Source organism: Rhizobium cauense (genome assembly GCF_019511525.1).
GTDB lineage: Bacteria > Pseudomonadota > Alphaproteobacteria > Rhizobiales > Rhizobiaceae > Rhizobium > Rhizobium cauense.
On the sequence record NZ_JAEUAT010000007.1, the window covers coordinates 1 to 17,311 of the forward strand.

The following is a 17,311-nucleotide window of genomic DNA, read 5'->3' on the forward strand; positions in this document are numbered from 1 at the left end:
CACCCCGCAAATGCCTTGGCTATCGCACGCCGGCCGAAGTCTTTCGCAAGAAACTGCTCGCGCAGATCAGACATGCCGGCTAGCTTGATGAGCCACAAAAGTCGCGGTTCAGCATGAACTCACACCGCAAAGTTAAAGTGTCCTGATCCTGCAAAGTAAGAATGTCATTCTTCTCCCCGGGTTTTGATGACCTGGGAGATTGCGGATGGGACTGATTGCGATGAGCGAACGCGATTTGCAGCGGATCGAGGTTTTGTCGAAGATCATTGATGGCCGTTCGACGCTGGTGTCGGCGGCGCATGTTCTGGATTTGAGTACACGCCAGGTGCGCCGACTTCTGGATCGGATCCGGACGGATGGCGCGGCATCGATCCGACACCAGGCGATCGGCCGACCGTCGAACAATCGGATCAGCTCTGGTGTACGCGATTACGTGCTTTCGATCGTGCGGGAACGCTATTCTGATTTCGGGCCGACGTTGGCGGCGGAGAAGCTTTTGGAAGAGCACGGTGTGACGGTATCGCGCGAGACATTGCGCAAATGGATGTCGGGCGCCGGCATCTGGTTCTCACGCAAACAGCGGCGGACGTTTCACCAGCCACGGCCGCGGCGCGAAGCCTATGGTGAACTGGTGCAGATCGACGGGTCAGAACACCGCTGGTTCGAGGATCGTGGGCCATCGTGCTCGCTGTTGGTGTTCGTCGATGATGCGACCGGCAAGTTGATGCAACTGCGGTTCGTGCGCTCGGAAAGTGCGTTCAGCTACTTCGGGGCACTGGCGCTCTATCTCGAGCGTCACGGTGCTCCCGTTGCCTTTTATTCCGACAAGCATTCGGTGTTCCGGGTGGCGAAGAAGGATGCCAAGGCTGGCCAGGGCATAACCCAGTTTGGGCGTGCGCTTTGCGAGCTAAACATCGAGATTCTCTGCGCAAATTCGAGTCAGGCCAAAGGCCGGGTCGAGCGGATGAACCGGACATTGCAGGATCGGCTGGTCAAGGAACTGCGGCTGGCCGGTATCGGTGATATGGAGGCGGGCAACGATTTCTTGCCAACGTTCGTGGAGCATTACAATGCGCGGTTTGCGATTGCCCCTGCCCGGCCCGAAGACCTGCACCGGCCGATGAATCTGGCGCCGGATCGATTGCAGGAGATCCTGTGCAAGCGTGAGCAGCGCTATGTTGGCGCACAGCTTACCCTGTCGTTCGACCGTAAGCGGATCATGCTGGAAGAGAACGATGTGACGCGTGGATTGGTCGGCCGCCATGTCGAGACTTATGCCTATGCAGATGGCCGGTTTGACGTACGCTGGAAGGGACACTCACTGCCGTATCGGGTGTTCGACAAAGACCAGCGGGTGACGCATGCGGCGATCACGGAGAACAAGCGGCTTTCTGATGTGCTGAGCTACATCAAGGAACGGCAGGACCAGATGCCTGTACCAAAGGTGAAGACCAACAGCGAGAAGCGGGGTTACACGCCCCGCGGCCGTAAGCCGGGGCGAGGCAAGGATTTCATGAACGATCCGGCTGTGATCGAACGCCGCAAGGCTGCCCTGGCCAGGCTCGATGCCACCGATAACCCGTCGTCGCATGGGCTCAGAGCTAAAGCCGAAGGGGTGTTCCTCACCCGCCCCGATCTGATCTTGCAACCGGATCAGCCGGTCAGATCGGGGCTGGTCGTGGTGCCGAGCGGCAGACCAAAGTGACATTTCTACTTTGCAAACCGGCGGACATTTCAACCTTGCCGCCACATGTATTGCGATGGATGAGTCAAGATTCGCGCGTGAATTAAGCCGCTCGTCGGTCCACCTTCGCTGCGGGGTCATCGTCTCCTATCCCGTTATGATCGATGCCCTTCCTTTGCGCGCAGACTGCGCTAGAATTCTCTGGGATAGCCGGAGCCATTGCCATGCGCGCCATTCTCGCAATATTCATTCTGCTTGCTGCGTCCCTCGCCATTTTTTCCGCTACTCATGCGGAGGATCCGATCGACGCGACGCGTACAATGATCGAGGCTCAGATCAAGGCATTTCTGAATGACGACGCTGACGCGGCCTATTCCTACGCCGCGCCAGGCATCAAGGCGATCTATCCCGATAAGGATGTGTTCTTCGCCATGGTCAAGAAGAGCTACGAGCCAGTCTATCATCCAGGCAACTATGCCTTCGGACGCAGCCGGACAATCGACAACGGTGCGATGATCTACCACGAAGTCCTGATATCTGGCCGCGACGGCAAGGATTGGACGGCGATCTATCAGCTGGCTCGTCAGCCTGATGGAGGATACAAGATCAACGGTGTGCAGATCGTGCCGAACACCGAGAGTAAGGGCATCTGACAGGCGGTGAGGCGGCCTGTGCTACGGACCGCCGGAGCCGACCGTGTCTCAAACCGGCTCCAGGTCGCCCCTCGCCCATTCTTCCTGCGTTTCTGCCATGAAGTCGGCAAAACGGCCTTCTGCGATCGCCTTGCGGATCCCCTGCATCAGTTCCTGATAGTATGCGAGGTTGTGCCAGGAGAGCAGCATGCCGCCGAGCGCCTCATTGGCGCGGACGAGGTGATGCAGATAGGCGCGCGAGTAGTCGCGCGAAGCCGGGCAATTCGACTGGTCGTCGAGCGGACGCATATCCTCCGCGTGGCGGGCGTTGCGGATGTTGACCTTGCCGCGGCGGGTGAATGCAAGCCCGTGCCGGCCGGAACGGGTCGGCATCACACAGTCGAACATGTCGATGCCGCGAGCGACGGACTTCAGGATATCGTCGGGCGTGCCGACGCCCATGAGGTAGCGCGGCTTCTCCGTGGGAAGAACAGGCAGTGTTTCCTCGAGCATCTTCAGCATGACGTCCTGCGGTTCGCCGACGGCAAGACCGCCGACCGCGTAACCCTTGAGATCGAGATCAGCAAGTGCCGCGGCTGACCGAATGCGGAGCGAAGGGACATCCCCACCCTGCACGATCCCGAACATGGCCTTCCCCGGCTGGTTGCCGAAGGCGACCTTGCATCGCTCCGCCCAGCGAAGTGACAGCTCCATCGCGCGCTCGATCTCGCGCGGTTCCGCCGGCAGCGCCACGCACTCGTCGAGCTGCATCTGAATATCGGAATCCAGCAATCCCTGGATCTCGATCGAGCGCTCCGGCGACATGTGATGCAAGCTGCCGTCGACATGCGACTTGAAGGTCACGCCCTGCTCGTCGAGCTTGCGCAGGCCCGAGAGCGACATCACCTGGAACCCGCCGGAGTCGGTCAGGATCGGCCCGTCCCAGCGGATCAGCTTGTGAAGACCGCCGAGGCGGGCAACGCGCTCGGCCGTCGGGCGCAGCATGAGATGGTAGGTATTGCCGAGAATGATGTCGGCACCGGTATCGCGAACCTGTTCAAGATACATCGCCTTGACGGTGCCGACGGTGCCGACAGGCATGAAAGCAGGCGTGCGGATCGTGCCGCGCGGCATCGAGACCTCGCCCAGGCGGGCACCAGCGTCGATCTTCTTGAGGGTGAACTGGAAGTTCTCGGTCATTTAGTTTTTCCGGAAAAGGAGGCTGGAATCGCCATAGGAATAGAAGCGGTAGCCCGTGGAAATCGCGTGGCTGTAGGCTGCGTGCATCGTCTCGAAGCCGGCAAAGGCCGAAACGAGCATGAACAGTGTCGAACGAGGCAGATGGAAGTTCGTCATCAGCATGTCAACCGCCTTGAAGCGGTAGCCCGGCGTGATGAAGATGCCGGTGGCGCCGGCCCAGGCGCGGATTTCGCCATTTTCCTGGGCGGCACTTTCGATCAGCCGCAGCGACGTCGTGCCGACGCAGATGATGCGCCCGCCCCTCGCCTTCACGGCATTGAGGCTCGCAGCCGTGTCGGCGCTGACATAGCCGCTTTCAAGATGCATCTTGTGATCATCGGTGTCGTCGACCTTCATGGGCAGGAATGTGCCGGCACCGACATGCAGCGTCACGAAATGCCGCTCGACGCCTGCCTTGTCGATGGCTTCGAAAAGATCCGGTGTGAAGTGAAGCCCGGCCGTCGGGGCCGCAACGGCACCCTCCTCGCGGGCATAAATCGTCTGGTAGTCGGCGCGGTCGCGCTCATCCTCAGCGCGTTTCGCGGCAATATAGGGCGGCAGTGGAATATGCCCGACAGAATAGATCGCCTCGTCGAGCATTGGTCCGGAAAGATCGAACGCAAGCGTGACTTCGCCACCCTCGCCTTTTTCCTCGACTGTGCATTCGAGCTTGCCGAGAAGGCAGCTGCTGCCATCGTGGCCGAACGACATACGGTCGCCGATCTTGATACGCTTGCCGGGCTTGGCGAAGGCTTTCCAGCGGCTCGCGCCAATGCGCATGTGCAGCGTCGCCGAAACCTGCTGACCGCCTGCACCTTCGCGATGCCGGATACCCTCGAGCTGCGCCGGGATCACCTTGGTGTCATTGAAGACGAGTGCGTCCCCTGCCCTTAGAAAGCCGGGCAGATCGCTCACCCGATGATCCGACAGCTGTGCCTCCCCGGCTGCTGGATCGACGACGAGCAAACGCGCGCTGTCGCGCGGCTCGGCTGGCCGCAAGGCGATCCGTTCATCCGGCAGGTCGAAATCGAAGAGGTCTACGCGCATCACTTAAAATCCAGGCAAAGCGAAACCCGCCCCACGCTTTCGCGCAAGGGCGGGTTTCAGCAGAAATCACAATCAGACGTCAGCGGCAACCCGCATCGAGACGATCGAGTCTGGATCGGTGACCGGCTCGCCCTTCTTGATCTTGTCGATGTTGTCCATGCCTTCGATGACCTGACCCCAGACGGAGTACTGCTTGTTCAGCCAGGGAGCATCCGTGAAGCAGATGAAGAACTGCGAGTTGGCGGAATTCGGGTTCTGCGAACGGGCCATCGAGCAGGTGCCGCGGATGTGGCTGATGGCCGAGAATTCAGCCTTCAGGTCCGGCTTCTCGGAGCCGCCCATGCCTGCGCGGCCAGGGTTGAAGCTCTCGCCACCCTTCTTGCCGAACTTCACGTCGCCGGTCTGCGCCATGAAGTCGTTGATGACGCGATGGAAGACAACGCCGTCATAGGCCTTCTCGCGAGCGAGTTCCTTGATGCGGGCGACGTGCTCTGGCGCCACTTCCGGCAGCAACTGGATGACAACCTTGCCCTTGGTGGTTTCCAGGATGATGGTGTTTTCGGGATCCTTGATCTCGGCCATTCTTCTTCTCCTACTTGTCTTGAAACTTACTTCTTGCCGACGGTGACTTTGATCATCCGGTCGGGACTGCTGACTTCGCCGTTCTGGCCTTCGCCGCGCTTGATCTTGTCGACGTTCTCCATGCCGGAGATGACCTTGCCGACGACCGTATACTGGCCGTTGAGGAAGGATCCATCAGCGAACATGATGAAAAACTGCGAGTTGGCCGAGTTCGGGTCCTGCGAGCGGGCCATGCCGACCGTGCCGCGAACGAAAGGCGTCTTCGAAAATTCTGCAGGCAGATCAGGCAGGTCGGAGCCGCCTGTACCGGCAAGGCTTGCATCAAAGCCCTTTTCCATGTTGCCGAACTTCACGTCGCCAGTCTGGGCCATGAACCCTTCGATGACGCGATGGAAGGCCACGTTGTCATATGCGCCCTTCTTGGCGAGCGCTTCGATCTGCGCGACGTGCTTCGGCGCGACGTCGGGCATAAGCTGGATGACGACCGGACCGTCCTTCAGCTGGATCGTGAGCGTGTCACTGGACTGCGCGAACGCGTCGCCGGCGAACGAAGCAAGATAAAGCACGCCTGCAAATGCGAGATAGAAGAGTTTCATGTTGGCTCCGTTGCGGCGAAAATGTCGCCTAGGATTTGCGCTTGGATTGAAGGGCGTTCAAGACGGCAGCCGGCACAAAGGCGCTGACATCGCCTCCCATGGCAGCGATTTGCCGGACCAATGTGGCGGTTATGGGCCGCGAGGCCGTTCCGGCAGGTAGAAAGATGGTTTGAATGTCAGGCGCCATCTGGCGGTTCATGCCGGCCATCTGCATTTCGTAGTCGAGGTCGGTACCATCACGCAGACCGCGGATCAGAAGCGCGGCGCCATGGGAACGCGCCGCGTCGACAACGAGATTGTCGAAAGCCACGACGGAGATACCGCCCGCCTTCTCGGGCAGTGCATCCGCAAGCGACTGACGAATGAGATCCGCTTTCTCATCGAAGGAAAAGAGCGGTGTCTTGCCGGGGTGAATGCCGATTGCGACGATAACTTTGGATGCAACGCTCAGCGCCTGGATAAGAACATCCAGATGTCCGTTTGTGATCGGGTCGAATGACCCCGGATAAAAAGCTGTCGTCATTGGGCCTAGCCATTTGTTTCGACGACCTTTTGTCATGGATGGAGGGCGTCCGCAAGTCATTTGCCCGTCGCTGAACGGCCGATGAATGCGGCATTCAAGCCGGCTTCAGACGGGCTCACTATGAAAGAGAGCGTCAACAGCCGATGCCATTCCGGCACCGGTCCCTCCCCGGAAAACGCTTATGCTGATCATCCTTGTTGCAATTGCTGTCGTTGTCTCGCTCATCGCCGAATTTCTCTACGGCTACGTGCGAGATCTCCAGGATGCAAGTTGGGTTCGGCCAAGCGTACGGGAACACTACGCAATCGTGCGGGCGACGGGAACCGTGGCATTTAAACCGATTAAGAATTCTGAACGCCAGATGAACGACGCATTCAAAGTCGCTTCAGATCGGCCTTGGTAAACGACCGGTCAATACCCCTGGAACCATTTCCGCACGCATGCGTTCATTCAACCGAGCGTAACGCGATACGCCGCACAAGGAAGAAAATATGCCCAATAAGATTACCATGATTAATGCTGTCTGGATGGTAATGATGACCGGTATGCTTGCAGCGACTGTCGCGCTCTACGATCACAAAGGAGATGCGTCCAAGGTATATGGCCCCTATGCGTCCGCGCGGACCGCGGTAATGAGCCAGTACTGAGGAACTGAACGCAAAGCCCCAGGAGGACTGTTCATGTTCACGATATTGACTGTGCTTACCGCCCTTATCAGCATCATGTTTGTCGTGTCCGTGGCCTCCACCATTTCTGCCCTTCGCCGTGAAAGCGAAGAGGTGAAAAAGATCGATGGGAAGCACAGCTGGTTCTAGCCGCTGTCGCAAACCTGGGAATGAGTATTTCGACCGCCTGAGGCCGGACAGCATTGTTGTCCGGCCTTTTGTATGCCTGAAGATGGTTTGCGGATCGATGGTATCAGCGCAGCTGCTCTTCATCATTGATGCGTCGAACCATGACCACCTCATCGATCTCTCTGTTGTCATGGAGAAAGCCAGCCGGAATACGTCCGGCCTCGTGGAAACCTTCGCGTCGATAGAACTGCAAAGCGGCTCCATTCTCGGCGCTGACAGCGAGTTCTAGTTGGCGGATTCCGTTCTCGCGCGCATAAGCCACCGCGGTATCCAGCAATGCGCTGGAGCGACCTTTTCCTCTTTCGCTGCTGCGCATGTAGACCATGATCAGCGTCGCGCGATGCGCCATCTTGCTGGCGCGCTGTCTGATCAAGCCCAGAATGCCAACCGGCTCCTCATCCTTGAAAGCCACGAAAACCGGTCCATCGACTAGTCGCTTGCGCCACTCCTCGTCGGGCAGCGCTTCCCAGTCATTGACGCTGCTGGCGAAGGCCGCAGGTTCGGTCCGCAGTGCTTCCAGGCGAATAGCCTTGAAGGTGGCAAGATCATCAATACCGAGAGTCCGGATCATAGTGTCTCCGTCGGCTGCGCTGCGAATGGGGCCAGATCAGATGAGATGCCCAAAAAGAAAACCGGGCAGTTGCCCGGTTTTCAAGATCAGGATGTTCGAACATCAAGCTTCCGCGTCGGGCTCGCTCTCCGGCACCGAGGCAACGTCGTCGCCATTCTCGACAACATCTTCGGCTTCTTCCTCCGGCTCGCTGATACGCTCGACAGATACCACCTTCTCATCCTTTGCCGTCGAGAAGATCGTAACACCCTTCGTTGCACGGCTTGCGATGCGAATGCCGCCGACCGGAACGCGGATCAGCTGGCCACCGTCGGAAACCAGCATGATCTGGTCGCCTTCGTTGACCGGGAAAGCCGCGACGAGTTCGCCGATCTCGGCGGTCTTCGACGTATCGGTGGCGCGAATGCCCTTGCCGCCTCGGCCGGAAATCCGGAAGTCGTAAGACGAGGAGCGCTTGCCGAAGCCCTTTTCGGAAACCGTCAGGACGTACTGTTCACGCGCCTTCAGTTCTTCGTAGCGTTCGTCGCTCAACTGGCCTTCCTCGGTCACCTCCTCGCCGACGAGCGAGATTTCCTCGGCGTCACCTGTCGCGAGGCGCCGCTCGCTTGCTGCACGCTTCAGGTAGGCTGCGCGCTCCCAAGGCTCAGCGTCCACATGCCCTACGATTGTCATCGAGATGATCCGGTCGCCATCGCCGAGGTTGATGCCGCGAACGCCGATCGAGTTGCGGCCAGCAAAGACACGGACATCATCGACCGGGAAGCGAATGCACTGGCCGAGCGCGGTCGTCAGAAGCACGTCGTCATGTTCCGTGCAGGTCTCGACGGAGAGGATTTCATCACCCTCTTCCTCCAGCTTCATAGCGATCTTGCCGTTGCGGTTGACCTGAACGAAGTCGGACAGCTTGTTACGGCGAACCGTCCCGCGCGTCGTCGAGAACATGACGTCGAGCTTGTCCCAGCTATCCTCATCCTCGGGCAATGGCAGGATCGTCGTGATGCGTTCGCCGGGCTCCAGCGGCAGCATGTTGATGAGCGCCTTGCCACGTGAAGTTGGCGTCCCGATCGGCAGACGGTAGACCTTCTCCTTGTAGACGATACCACGCGAGGAAAAGAACAGGACCGGCGTATGCGTGTTCAGAACGAATAGCTGGCTAACAAAATCCTCGTCACGCGTGGTCATGCCAGAACGGCCCTTGCCGCCCCGGCGCTGGGCACGATAGGTCGTAAGAGGCACGCGCTTGATGTAGCCAAGATGGGAGACGGTCACGACCATATCTTCGCGGGCGATGAGATCCTCATCGTCCATTTCAAGGCCGCCGTCCATGATTTCGGTGCGGCGCGGCGTGCCGAATTCGTCGCGGACAGCTGCAAGCTCTTCCTTGACGATCGTCTGGATGCGGATCCGCGAAGACAGAATTTCAAGGTAATCCTTGATTTCTTCGCCGATCTTGTTGAGTTCGTCGCCGATTTCGTCGCGACCGAGAGCGGTCAGGCGAGCCAAACGCAGTTCGAGGATGGCGCGCGCCTGCTCTTCCGAGAGGTTGTATGTGAGGTCTTCGTTGATACGGTGACGCGGGTCGTCGATCAGGCGGATCAGGCTTTCGACGTCGGCTGCCGGCCAACGGCGCGTCATCAGCTGCTCGCGTGCCGTTTGCGGATCAGGCGCCTGGCGGATAGTGCGGATGATCTCGTCGATATTGGCAACAGCAATTGCAAGGCCAACCAAGACGTGGGCACGTTCGCGCGCCTTGCGCAGCAGGAATTTCGTTCTCCGGCTAACAACTTCCTCTCGGAAGGAAACGAAAGCGCGGAGCATATCGAGCAGCGTCAGCTGCTCCGGCTTGCCGCCGTTCAAAGCCACCATGTTGCAGCCAAACGAGGTCTGCAGCGGCGTGTAACGGTAGAGCTGGTTCAGGATGACGTCGGCATTGGCGTCACGCTTCAGCTCGACGACAACACGATAGCCTTGGCGGTCGGATTCATCGCGGAGGTCAGAGATGCCTTCGATGCGCTTGTCGCGCACCAGTTCGGCCATCTTCTCGATCATCGTCGACTTGTTCACCTGATACGGGATCTCGGTGATGATTATCTGTTCGCGATCGCCGCGCATCGGCTCGATGGCGGCGACGCCACGCATGATTACCGAACCACGACCGGTCTCGTAGGCCGAGCGGATGCCGGCGCGGCCAAGGATCTTGGCGCCCGTCGGGAAGTCTGGGCCCGGAATGATCTGCATGATGTCAGGCAGCTCGATTGCCGGGTTGTCGATCAGTGCGATACAGCCGTCGATCACTTCGCCGAGATTGTGCGGAGGAATATTCGTCGCCATACCGACGGCGATACCGCCCGCGCCGTTGACCAGGAGGTTCGGGAATTTCGCGGGAACAACCACCGGCTCGGACAGCGTGCCGTCGTAGTTGTCGCGGAAATCGACCGTTTCCTTGTCGAGATCGTCAAGCAGCGAATGCGCGGCCTTTTCCAGGCGGCATTCGGTGTAACGTTCAGCCGCCGGCGGGTCGCCGTCGACGGAGCCGAAGTTGCCCTGACCGTCGATCAGCGGCAGGCGAAGAGACCAGTCCTGCGCCATTCGGGCAAGAGCGTCGTAGATCGCCGAGTTGCCGTGCGGATGGTATTTACCCATCACGTCCCCGGTAACGCGGGCGCATTTGACGTATTTCTTGTTCCAGTCGATGCCGAGTTCCGACATGCCGTAGAGGATGCGCCGATGCACGGGCTTCAGGCCGTCGCGCACATCGGGCAAAGCGCGGCTGACGATAACGCTCATCGCGTAATCGAGGTACGACCGCTGCATTTCCTCCATGATGGAGATGGGCTCAATGCCTGGCGGGAGCTTCCCGCCGCCGGGGGGTGTTTGCTCAGTCAAAACGGATCACGATCTCTTCTAGAATCACTTGAAGATTTATAGCGGAAAGGCTGTTCTTAAGCCAATTTTGGCAAGGGTTTTGAACAGTCTTTTGCGGTGTTATGAGGGCAACCGGGTCGTTTGGGGCAGCTATTTACGCCGTCGGGGCAGCGCCATTTGCCAAATTGATTTCTCCGCATCACAATCACCCGAAACCCAAGCGTTTATATGGGCTCATGGAGAGACAATGGCAAGCGCCGACCAACTGATCAACGCTTTTACGACGCTGCTTGTCACGATCGATCCGCCTGGCCTTGCGCCGATCTTCCTGGGGCTCACCACAGGCATGAGCCGCGGCCAGCGTAAGCAGGTGGCGCTACGCGGCACGGTCATCGCCTTTGTCATTCTCGCTGTTTTCGCCCTGTTCGGGGCAAGCGTGCTCGGGGTACTTGGTATCTCGATCGGTGCCTTCCGCATCGCCGGCGGTCTGCTCTTGTTCTGGATCGCGTTTGAAATGGTGTTCGAGAAGCGACAGGACCGCAAGGAGAAGACCAGCACGGACGCGATCACCAAGGACCATATTCACAACATCTCGGTCTTTCCGTTGGCAATCCCGCTGATCGCCGGTCCCGGCGCCATTTCAGCAACGATCCTGATCGCCGGATCGATGCAGGGCTCACTCGAGCGTGCCCAGTTGATCATCGTCATTGCATCGAGCTTGCTGCTGCTCTTTCTGGCGCTGCTCATTGCCGATCGGCTCGATCGTTTCCTCGGCGTGACGGGGCGCGCAATTCTTACGCGCCTCCTCGGTGTCATCCTGGCAGCCCTCGCCACGCAGTTCGTCGTCGACGGCTTGAAGTCCACGCTCGGGACAATGCCGGTTGGCTAGCCCAAGTCGCTTGCGCTGAGACTTGTATTGTCAACTGCCGAGCATGATCGAGTGCGCAGTGCTCTATGCCTTCAGCAAACGCGTTTGGGCTTCCACGATCGTCCCGCGCGGGGCCGCGGCGTTTTCAAATATCTGGTAGAGGAAGAGCTTGATGGCCTCGGCTTCGCGCGCAACGACTGGCTCCAGGACCGGATCGCTGGCGGCCCATGCCCGCATGGTTGCGATTGATCTGCCCACTGCGCTACGCATGGCGGACGAACTGAACAGCTTGCTTTCAACGATGTACCAAACAAAAATCCGGATTGCGATCGCCCTGATATGCGGCTCTTGCGCACGAATGGAATTGAATTCGGCCCAGAGCCTCCGCAGGTGGTCCTCGCTCAGGCGGTCGAGATCCAAGCCAAGCTCCAGCAGATCTTCGCCGACCATGCGCCGCGCCGCGCTGGTTGTAAGCAATCCAAACTGGGAGCCTATTTCTCTCATGCCACGAATATCGGGCGAGCCCGGCAGTTTGGAAACCCTGCCACAGCTATCCTTTCGGAGAGGGAAGCGCTGTCACTTTGATTAGAACACCCTACAATACCCGGTAATTTGTTAGCCAATTCGGCTAAGGCGCGGAAATTGAACCGGTTTACGCTGTAATGCGAGGTCGATTTGCGACGAAGACTCACATTTTCCTTCCCTGCCCGACTGCAAGACAATTTCCGCGGACGGAAACGCATCGCGCCGCGCGGCAGGGAGGCCCGGTGGGCGTCAAGCGTATAACTCAAAAGGAAGACGGCGCACCTTTCGGCACGCCGTCGAACTGATGTCATAAGGTACGCGTTGCGATCAGAACGGGATGTCGTCGTCGAGATCGCGCGAGAAATTTCCACCGCCGCCACCGCTGCTGCGGCCAGACGATTGCGAAGGTGCGCCGTAGTCGTCGCCGTAGCCACCGCCGCCACCGAAATCATTGCCGCCGGCATTGCTGCCGCGACCACCGCCGAAGCCGGAGCTTGCCCCGCCACCCTCGCCGCGACCGTCGAGCATCGTCAGCGTCGAGCCGAAGCCCTGCAGAACGACTTCCGTCGAATAGCGGTCCTGGCCATTCTGGTCCTGCCACTTGCGGGTCTGCAGCGCACCTTCGATATAGAGCTTGGCGCCCTTCTTCACATACTGCTCGACGACCTTGCAGAGGCCTTCGTTGAAAACCACGACCGTATGCCATTCCGTCTTCTCGCGGCGTTCGCCGGAGTTGCGGTCGCGCCAGGTCTCGGAAGTCGCGATGCGAAGGTTGGCGATCGGCCGGCCATCCTGGGTCCGCCGGATTTCGGGGTCAGCGCCCACGTTCCCGATCAGAATTACCTTGTTTACGCTGCCAGCCATACTTTCACCTTACCTGCCGCCCTGCCCGGCGGCGCTTGAACCAATCGGCTCACCTTAAACTATAGAGCACCAGCGATGGGCGTCCATCGCTGGTTCATCCACAAGGAATTTTGTTCTTTATTTGTTCTAGTTTATCCCTATGATCCTGTCAACCGAATCGAAAACCTTGCAGCAGATGGACATTCAGCCTCGACTCGCCAGCCGGCATCACTAAATAAGGGGCTTGTTCCAGCACAGAAGCAGAAGACGATGAGCGAAATGAAGACGATTTCCATCCGCGGCGCGCGCGAGCACAATTTGAAGGGCATCGATCTCGATCTGCCGCGAAACAAGCTTATCGTCATGACCGGCCTTTCGGGCTCCGGCAAATCGTCGCTTGCCTTCGATACGATCTATGCCGAAGGGCAGCGGCGCTATGTCGAAAGCCTTTCGGCTTATGCGCGCCAGTTCCTCGAAATGATGCAGAAGCCCGACGTCGACCAGATCGACGGCCTGTCGCCAGCGATTTCGATCGAGCAGAAAACGACATCGCGCAATCCGCGCTCGACGGTCGGCACGGTGACCGAGATCTACGACTATATGCGCCTGCTCTTTGCCCGTGTCGGCGTGCCTTATTCGCCGGCGACGGGCCTGCCGATCGAAAGCCAGACGGTCAGCCAGATGGTCGACCGCGTGCTTGATTTCGGAGAAGGCACGCGCCTCTATATTCTCGCGCCGCTCGTGCGCGGACGAAAGGGCGAGTACAAGAAAGAACTCGCCGACCTGATGAAAAAGGGCTTCCAGCGCGTCAAGGTCGACGGTCAGTTCTACGAGATCGCAGACGTTCCGGCCCTCGACAAGAAGTACAAGCACGACATCGACGTCGTCGTCGACCGTATCGTCGTTCGTCCGGATACGGCTTCACGCCTTGCCGACAGCTTCGAGACTTCACTGAAGCTTGCCGACGGCCTGGCCGTTGCGGAATTTGCCGACAAGCCGCTGCCGCCGGAAGAAACCGCCGCCGGCGGCTCCGCCAACAAGTCGCTCAACGAAACGCACGAACGCGTTCTCTTCTCCGAGAAGTTCGCCTGCCCGGTATCGGGTTTCACCATTCCCGAGATCGAGCCGAGGCTTTTTTCGTTCAACAATCCAGCCGGTGCCTGCCCAACCTGCGACGGTCTTGGCGCGCAGCAGAAGATCGACGCCAATCTGATCGTACCCGAGCCGGAGCGCACGCTGCGCGATGGCGCCATTGCACCTTGGGCGAAGTCGACCTCTCCCTACTACAATCAGACGCTTGAAGCCCTCGGCAAGCACTACGGCTTCAAGCTCGGCGCCCGTTGGAGCGATCTATCCGAGAAGGCCAAGGATGTCATCCTGAACGGCACCGACGAGAAGATCGAGTTCCATTATGCCGATGGTGCGCGCTCATACACGACGCACAAGAACTTTGAAGGCATCATCACCAATCTCGAGCGCCGCTGGAAGGAGACGGACTCCGCCTGGGCGCGCGAGGAGATCGAGCGCTTCATGTCGGCTGCCCCCTGCCCGTCTTGCGGCGGTTTCCGCCTCAAGCCGGAAGCACTTGCCGTCAAGATCAACGCCTTGCACATCGGCCAGGTGACCGATATGTCGATCCGCGTTGCCCGCGACTGGTTCGAAGTCCTGCCGCAGTCGCTGAGCGCAAAGCAGAACGAGATCGCTGTGCGCATTCTCAAAGAGATCCGCGACCGCCTGCGCTTCCTTAATGATGTCGGCCTGGATTACCTCAGTCTCTCGCGAAACTCAGGCACCCTGTCGGGCGGCGAGAGCCAGCGTATCCGATTGGCGTCGCAGATCGGTTCCGGTCTGACTGGCGTGTTGTACGTCCTCGACGAGCCATCGATCGGCCTGCATCAGCGCGACAACGCTCGGCTGCTCGACACGCTGAAGCACCTTCGCGATATCGGCAACACCGTGATCGTGGTCGAGCATGACGAGGACGCAATCCTGACCGCCGACGACGTCGTCGACATCGGCCCGGCGGCTGGCATCCACGGTGGCCAGGTGATAGCCCACGGTACGCCGCAGGAGGTCATGGCAAACCCGAAGTCGCTGACTGGGAAATATCTGTCCGGTGAGTTGGGCGTTCCTGTTCCGGATGAGCGCCGCAAGCCCAAGAAGGGCAAGGAAATCAAGGTCGTCGGTGCCCGCGGCAACAACCTGAAGAATGTCACTGCCTCTATCCCGCTCGGCGTCTTCACGGCGGTCACCGGTGTATCGGGCGGCGGAAAATCGACCTTCCTGATTGAGACGCTCTATAAGTCGGCGGCCCGGCGTGTCATGGGCGCTCGCGAGATCCCGGCCGATCACGATCGCATTGACGGTTTCGAGCACATCGACAAGGTCATCGATATCGATCAGTCGCCGATCGGCCGCACACCGCGTTCCAACCCGGCGACCTATACGGGCGCTTTCACGCCTATCCGCGACTGGTTCGCCGGTCTTCCGGAGGCGAAGGCGCGAGGCTATCAGCCCGGACGCTTCTCGTTCAACGTCAAGGGCGGTCGCTGCGAAGCCTGCCAGGGCGACGGCGTCATCAAGATCGAGATGCACTTCCTGCCTGACGTCTACGTCACCTGCGATGTCTGCCATGGCAAGCGTTACAACCGGGAGACGCTCGACGTTACGTTCAAGCATAAGTCGATTGCCGACGTCCTTGATATGACCGTAGAGGAAGGCGTCGATTTCTTTGCCGCCGTACCGGCTGTCCGCGACAAGCTGCAGGCATTGAAGGATGTCGGCCTCGGATACATCAAGGTCGGACAGCAAGCCAATACGCTGTCCGGCGGCGAGGCGCAGCGCGTCAAGCTCGCAAAGGAGCTGTCGAAGAGGTCGACGGGGCGCACGCTCTATATCCTTGACGAGCCGACAACCGGCCTGCATTTCCACGATGTCGCCAAGCTACTGGAGATGCTGCAGGAGCTGGTCAACCAGGGGAATTCGGTCGTCGTCATCGAGCACAATCTCGAGGTCATCAAGACAGCGGACTGGATTCTCGATTTCGGCCCGGAAGGCGGCGATGGCGGCGGCGAGATCGTGGCTGTCGGTACGCCGGAGGCGATCGTCAAGGAGAAGCGGTCCTATACCGGGCAGTTCCTGAAGGAGTTGCTTGAGCGGCGTCCTGCTCGAAAAGCCGTAGTGGCAGCCGAGTGATGCTGAGAGCGGCCTCGCTCGATGATCTGCAGGCGGTCGAAGCGCTGACCGCCGAAGCCTATGCTCCCTATACGCGTCTTCTTGGGCGCCCGCCGATCCCTGTCACCGAGGACTACGCGCCACGCATTGAACGCGGTGAAGTCTGGCTGCTGAACGTGCAAGGTGGGCTTGCCGGCCTGGCTGTCGTTGAGCGCCACGCAGACCATGTGATGCTTTTCAGCATTGCCGTTTCCCCGAGATTTCAGGGCGGCGGTCACGGCCTTTCCATTCTGAGATGGGTGGAAAATATGGCGCGGGACTGGAGGCTTCCGGAGGTTCGCCTCTACACGAACGAACGCATGGAGCGGAATATTGCGCTCTACGGAGCGTTTGGCTTTCAGGAAACGGGTCGTCGTGAAAATCCGCATAGGCCAGGATGGGTGATCGTCGATATGGCGAAGCAAGTCGGCGTCCAGACATAATCAGAGGAGGAAGGAATGACGAAATCCGGCAATATTCGCGTCGGCATCGGCGGCTGGACCTTCGAGGCGTGGCGGGATCATTTTTACCCGGCGGACCTGAAGCAGAAGGAAGAACTGCACTATGCAAGCCGCAAGCTGAAGGTCATCGAGATCAACGGCACCTACTACAGTTCGCAGAAGCCGGAGACCTTCGCGAAATGGGCAGCAGATGTGCCTGATGGCTTTATCTTTTCGCTCAAGGCCAGTCGCTTCGTCACCAATCGCCGCGTATTGGCGGAAGCTGGCGAGTCTATGGAGCGCTTTCTGACTCAAGGTCTGACGGAACTCGGCCCACATCTCGGCCCAATTCTCTGGCAGTTCGCGCCGACGAAGAAGTTCGACCCGGATGACTTCGAGGGGTTCCTTAAGTTGCTCCCGGGCAAGCAGGACGGCTTGCCCCTGAAGCATGTCGTCGAGGTGCGCCATGACTCGTTCAAGGTGCCTGAATTCGTGGCCTTGCTGGCGAAGTACGGGGTTGCGCCGGTCTGCGCAGAGCACTTCGACTACCCGATGATCGCGGACGTGACGGCCGACTTCGTCTATGCGCGTCTCCAGAAGGGCTCAGACGACATCAGGACGTGTTATTCGCCCTCCGATTTGAAGTCTTGGGCCACCCGCCTCGAAACCTGGGCGGACGGCAAGGTACCCGACGATCTGCCCCTGGTCGATGCCGACCGTAAGGTTGCGTCGGAACCGCGGGATGTCTTTGCCTTCATGATCCACGAGGGCAAGGTCAACGCGCCCTTTGGGGCAATGGCATTGCAGGAAGCTGCGTCCCGGTAGCTTG

General features: G+C 59.4%; 17 protein-coding genes and 1 pseudogene. 9 read left to right on the top strand and 9 right to left on the bottom strand.

The genetic code is table 11. The annotated features are described in order from the left end of the window. Nucleotides 1–205: 205 nt before the first annotated feature. Together JNB88_RS14585 and JNB88_RS14590 are read left to right on the top strand one after the other, a co-directional pair. Nucleotides 206–1,576: pseudogene (locus JNB88_RS14585) on the top strand (ISNCY family transposase); the annotation flags it as partial. Nucleotides 1,577–1,908: 332 nt separating this feature from the next. After that, nucleotides 1,909–2,337, top strand: a complete 429-nt coding sequence (locus tag JNB88_RS14590; RefSeq protein WP_220356096.1) for a DUF4864 domain-containing protein — start codon at nucleotides 1,909–1,911, stop codon at nucleotides 2,335–2,337. A 48-nt stretch (nucleotides 2,338–2,385) separates the two neighbouring features. Here the strand turns inward: JNB88_RS14590 and tgt are convergent, their stop codons facing one another. From tgt to coaD, 5 genes are all read right to left on the bottom strand, one after another. Continuing rightward, on the bottom strand, nucleotides 2,386–3,516 hold the full coding sequence (gene tgt / locus JNB88_RS14595; RefSeq protein WP_220356097.1) for a tRNA guanosine(34) transglycosylase Tgt: 1,131 nt from the start codon (nucleotides 3,514–3,516) through the stop codon (nucleotides 2,386–2,388). Further along, nucleotides 3,517–4,602 carry a tRNA preQ1(34) S-adenosylmethionine ribosyltransferase-isomerase QueA gene (queA, locus tag JNB88_RS14600; protein WP_220356098.1) on the bottom strand — a complete coding sequence of 362 codons (1,086 nt, stop codon included), beginning with the start codon at nucleotides 4,600–4,602 and terminating at the stop codon, nucleotides 3,517–3,519. 72 nt (nucleotides 4,603–4,674) lie between these two features. Further along, entirely contained in the window at nucleotides 4,675–5,184 is a 510-nt protein-coding gene (locus JNB88_RS14605; RefSeq protein WP_220356099.1) for a peptidylprolyl isomerase, read from the bottom strand. 26 nt (nucleotides 5,185–5,210) lie between these two features. After that, the gene (locus tag JNB88_RS14610) at nucleotides 5,211–5,780 is read right to left on the bottom strand and encodes a peptidylprolyl isomerase (RefSeq protein WP_220356100.1); all 570 of its coding nucleotides are present in this window, start codon (nucleotides 5,778–5,780) and stop codon (nucleotides 5,211–5,213) included. Nucleotides 5,781–5,808: 28 nt separating this feature from the next. Then, complete coding sequence (gene coaD / locus JNB88_RS14615) at nucleotides 5,809–6,303, bottom strand: pantetheine-phosphate adenylyltransferase (protein ID WP_220356101.1); 495 nt, start codon at nucleotides 6,301–6,303, stop codon at nucleotides 5,809–5,811. 181 nt (nucleotides 6,304–6,484) lie between these two features. Between coaD and JNB88_RS14620 the strand changes: the two genes are divergently transcribed. The 3 genes from JNB88_RS14620 to JNB88_RS34150 all read left to right on the top strand — a co-directional run bounded on the left by JNB88_RS14620 (nucleotide 6,485) and on the right by JNB88_RS34150 (nucleotide 7,118). Beyond that, complete coding sequence (locus tag JNB88_RS14620) at nucleotides 6,485–6,706, top strand: hypothetical protein (protein WP_220356102.1); 222 nt, start codon at nucleotides 6,485–6,487, stop codon at nucleotides 6,704–6,706. Nucleotides 6,707–6,794: 88 nt separating this feature from the next. Continuing rightward, on the top strand, nucleotides 6,795–6,950 hold the full coding sequence (locus tag JNB88_RS14625; RefSeq protein WP_189638020.1) for a hypothetical protein: 156 nt from the start codon (nucleotides 6,795–6,797) through the stop codon (nucleotides 6,948–6,950). 33 nt (nucleotides 6,951–6,983) lie between these two features. Further along, nucleotides 6,984–7,118, top strand: a complete 135-nt coding sequence (locus JNB88_RS34150) for a hypothetical protein (RefSeq protein ID WP_262928075.1) — start codon at nucleotides 6,984–6,986, stop codon at nucleotides 7,116–7,118. A 103-nt stretch (nucleotides 7,119–7,221) separates the two neighbouring features. On the opposite strand, the gene JNB88_RS14630 is transcribed toward JNB88_RS34150, so the two are convergent. Both JNB88_RS14630 and gyrA read right to left on the bottom strand, forming a co-directional pair. Further along, nucleotides 7,222–7,728, bottom strand: coding sequence for a GNAT family N-acetyltransferase (locus JNB88_RS14630; protein WP_220356103.1), 507 nt, complete (start codon nucleotides 7,726–7,728; stop codon nucleotides 7,222–7,224). A gap of 102 nt (nucleotides 7,729–7,830) precedes the next feature. Then, a complete protein-coding gene (gene gyrA / locus JNB88_RS14635; protein ID WP_220356104.1) occupies nucleotides 7,831–10,614 on the bottom strand; it encodes a DNA gyrase subunit A in 2,784 nt (927 codons plus the stop codon). A gap of 226 nt (nucleotides 10,615–10,840) precedes the next feature. On the opposite strand from gyrA, the gene JNB88_RS14640 reads away from it, so the two are divergent. Then, nucleotides 10,841–11,482, top strand: a complete 642-nt coding sequence (locus JNB88_RS14640) for a MarC family protein (protein ID WP_037127877.1) — start codon at nucleotides 10,841–10,843, stop codon at nucleotides 11,480–11,482. Nucleotides 11,483–11,545: 63 nt separating this feature from the next. Here JNB88_RS14640 and JNB88_RS14645 read toward each other — a convergent pair whose 3' ends face one another. Together JNB88_RS14645 and JNB88_RS14650 are read right to left on the bottom strand one after the other, a co-directional pair. Next, on the bottom strand, nucleotides 11,546–11,911 hold the full coding sequence (locus tag JNB88_RS14645; protein WP_220356105.1) for a hypothetical protein: 366 nt from the start codon (nucleotides 11,909–11,911) through the stop codon (nucleotides 11,546–11,548). A gap of 402 nt (nucleotides 11,912–12,313) precedes the next feature. Then, nucleotides 12,314–12,850, bottom strand: coding sequence for a single-stranded DNA-binding protein (locus JNB88_RS14650; RefSeq protein ID WP_062370976.1), 537 nt, complete (start codon nucleotides 12,848–12,850; stop codon nucleotides 12,314–12,316). A gap of 249 nt (nucleotides 12,851–13,099) precedes the next feature. On the opposite strand from JNB88_RS14650, the gene uvrA reads away from it, so the two are divergent. From uvrA to JNB88_RS14665, 3 genes are read left to right on the top strand one after another with little or no spacing between them, the layout of a single operon-like run. Beyond that, nucleotides 13,100–16,024, top strand: a complete 2,925-nt coding sequence (uvrA, locus tag JNB88_RS14655; protein WP_220356106.1) for an excinuclease ABC subunit UvrA — start codon at nucleotides 13,100–13,102, stop codon at nucleotides 16,022–16,024. Beyond that, nucleotides 16,021–16,485, top strand: a complete 465-nt coding sequence (locus JNB88_RS14660; RefSeq protein WP_220356107.1) for a GNAT family N-acetyltransferase — start codon at nucleotides 16,021–16,023, stop codon at nucleotides 16,483–16,485. The genes uvrA and JNB88_RS14660 overlap by 4 nt, the downstream gene beginning before the upstream one ends. A 15-nt stretch (nucleotides 16,486–16,500) precedes the next feature. Next, on the top strand, nucleotides 16,501–17,307 hold the full coding sequence (locus JNB88_RS14665; protein WP_220356108.1) for a DUF72 domain-containing protein: 807 nt from the start codon (nucleotides 16,501–16,503) through the stop codon (nucleotides 17,305–17,307). Nucleotides 17,308–17,311: the final 4 nt, after the last annotated feature.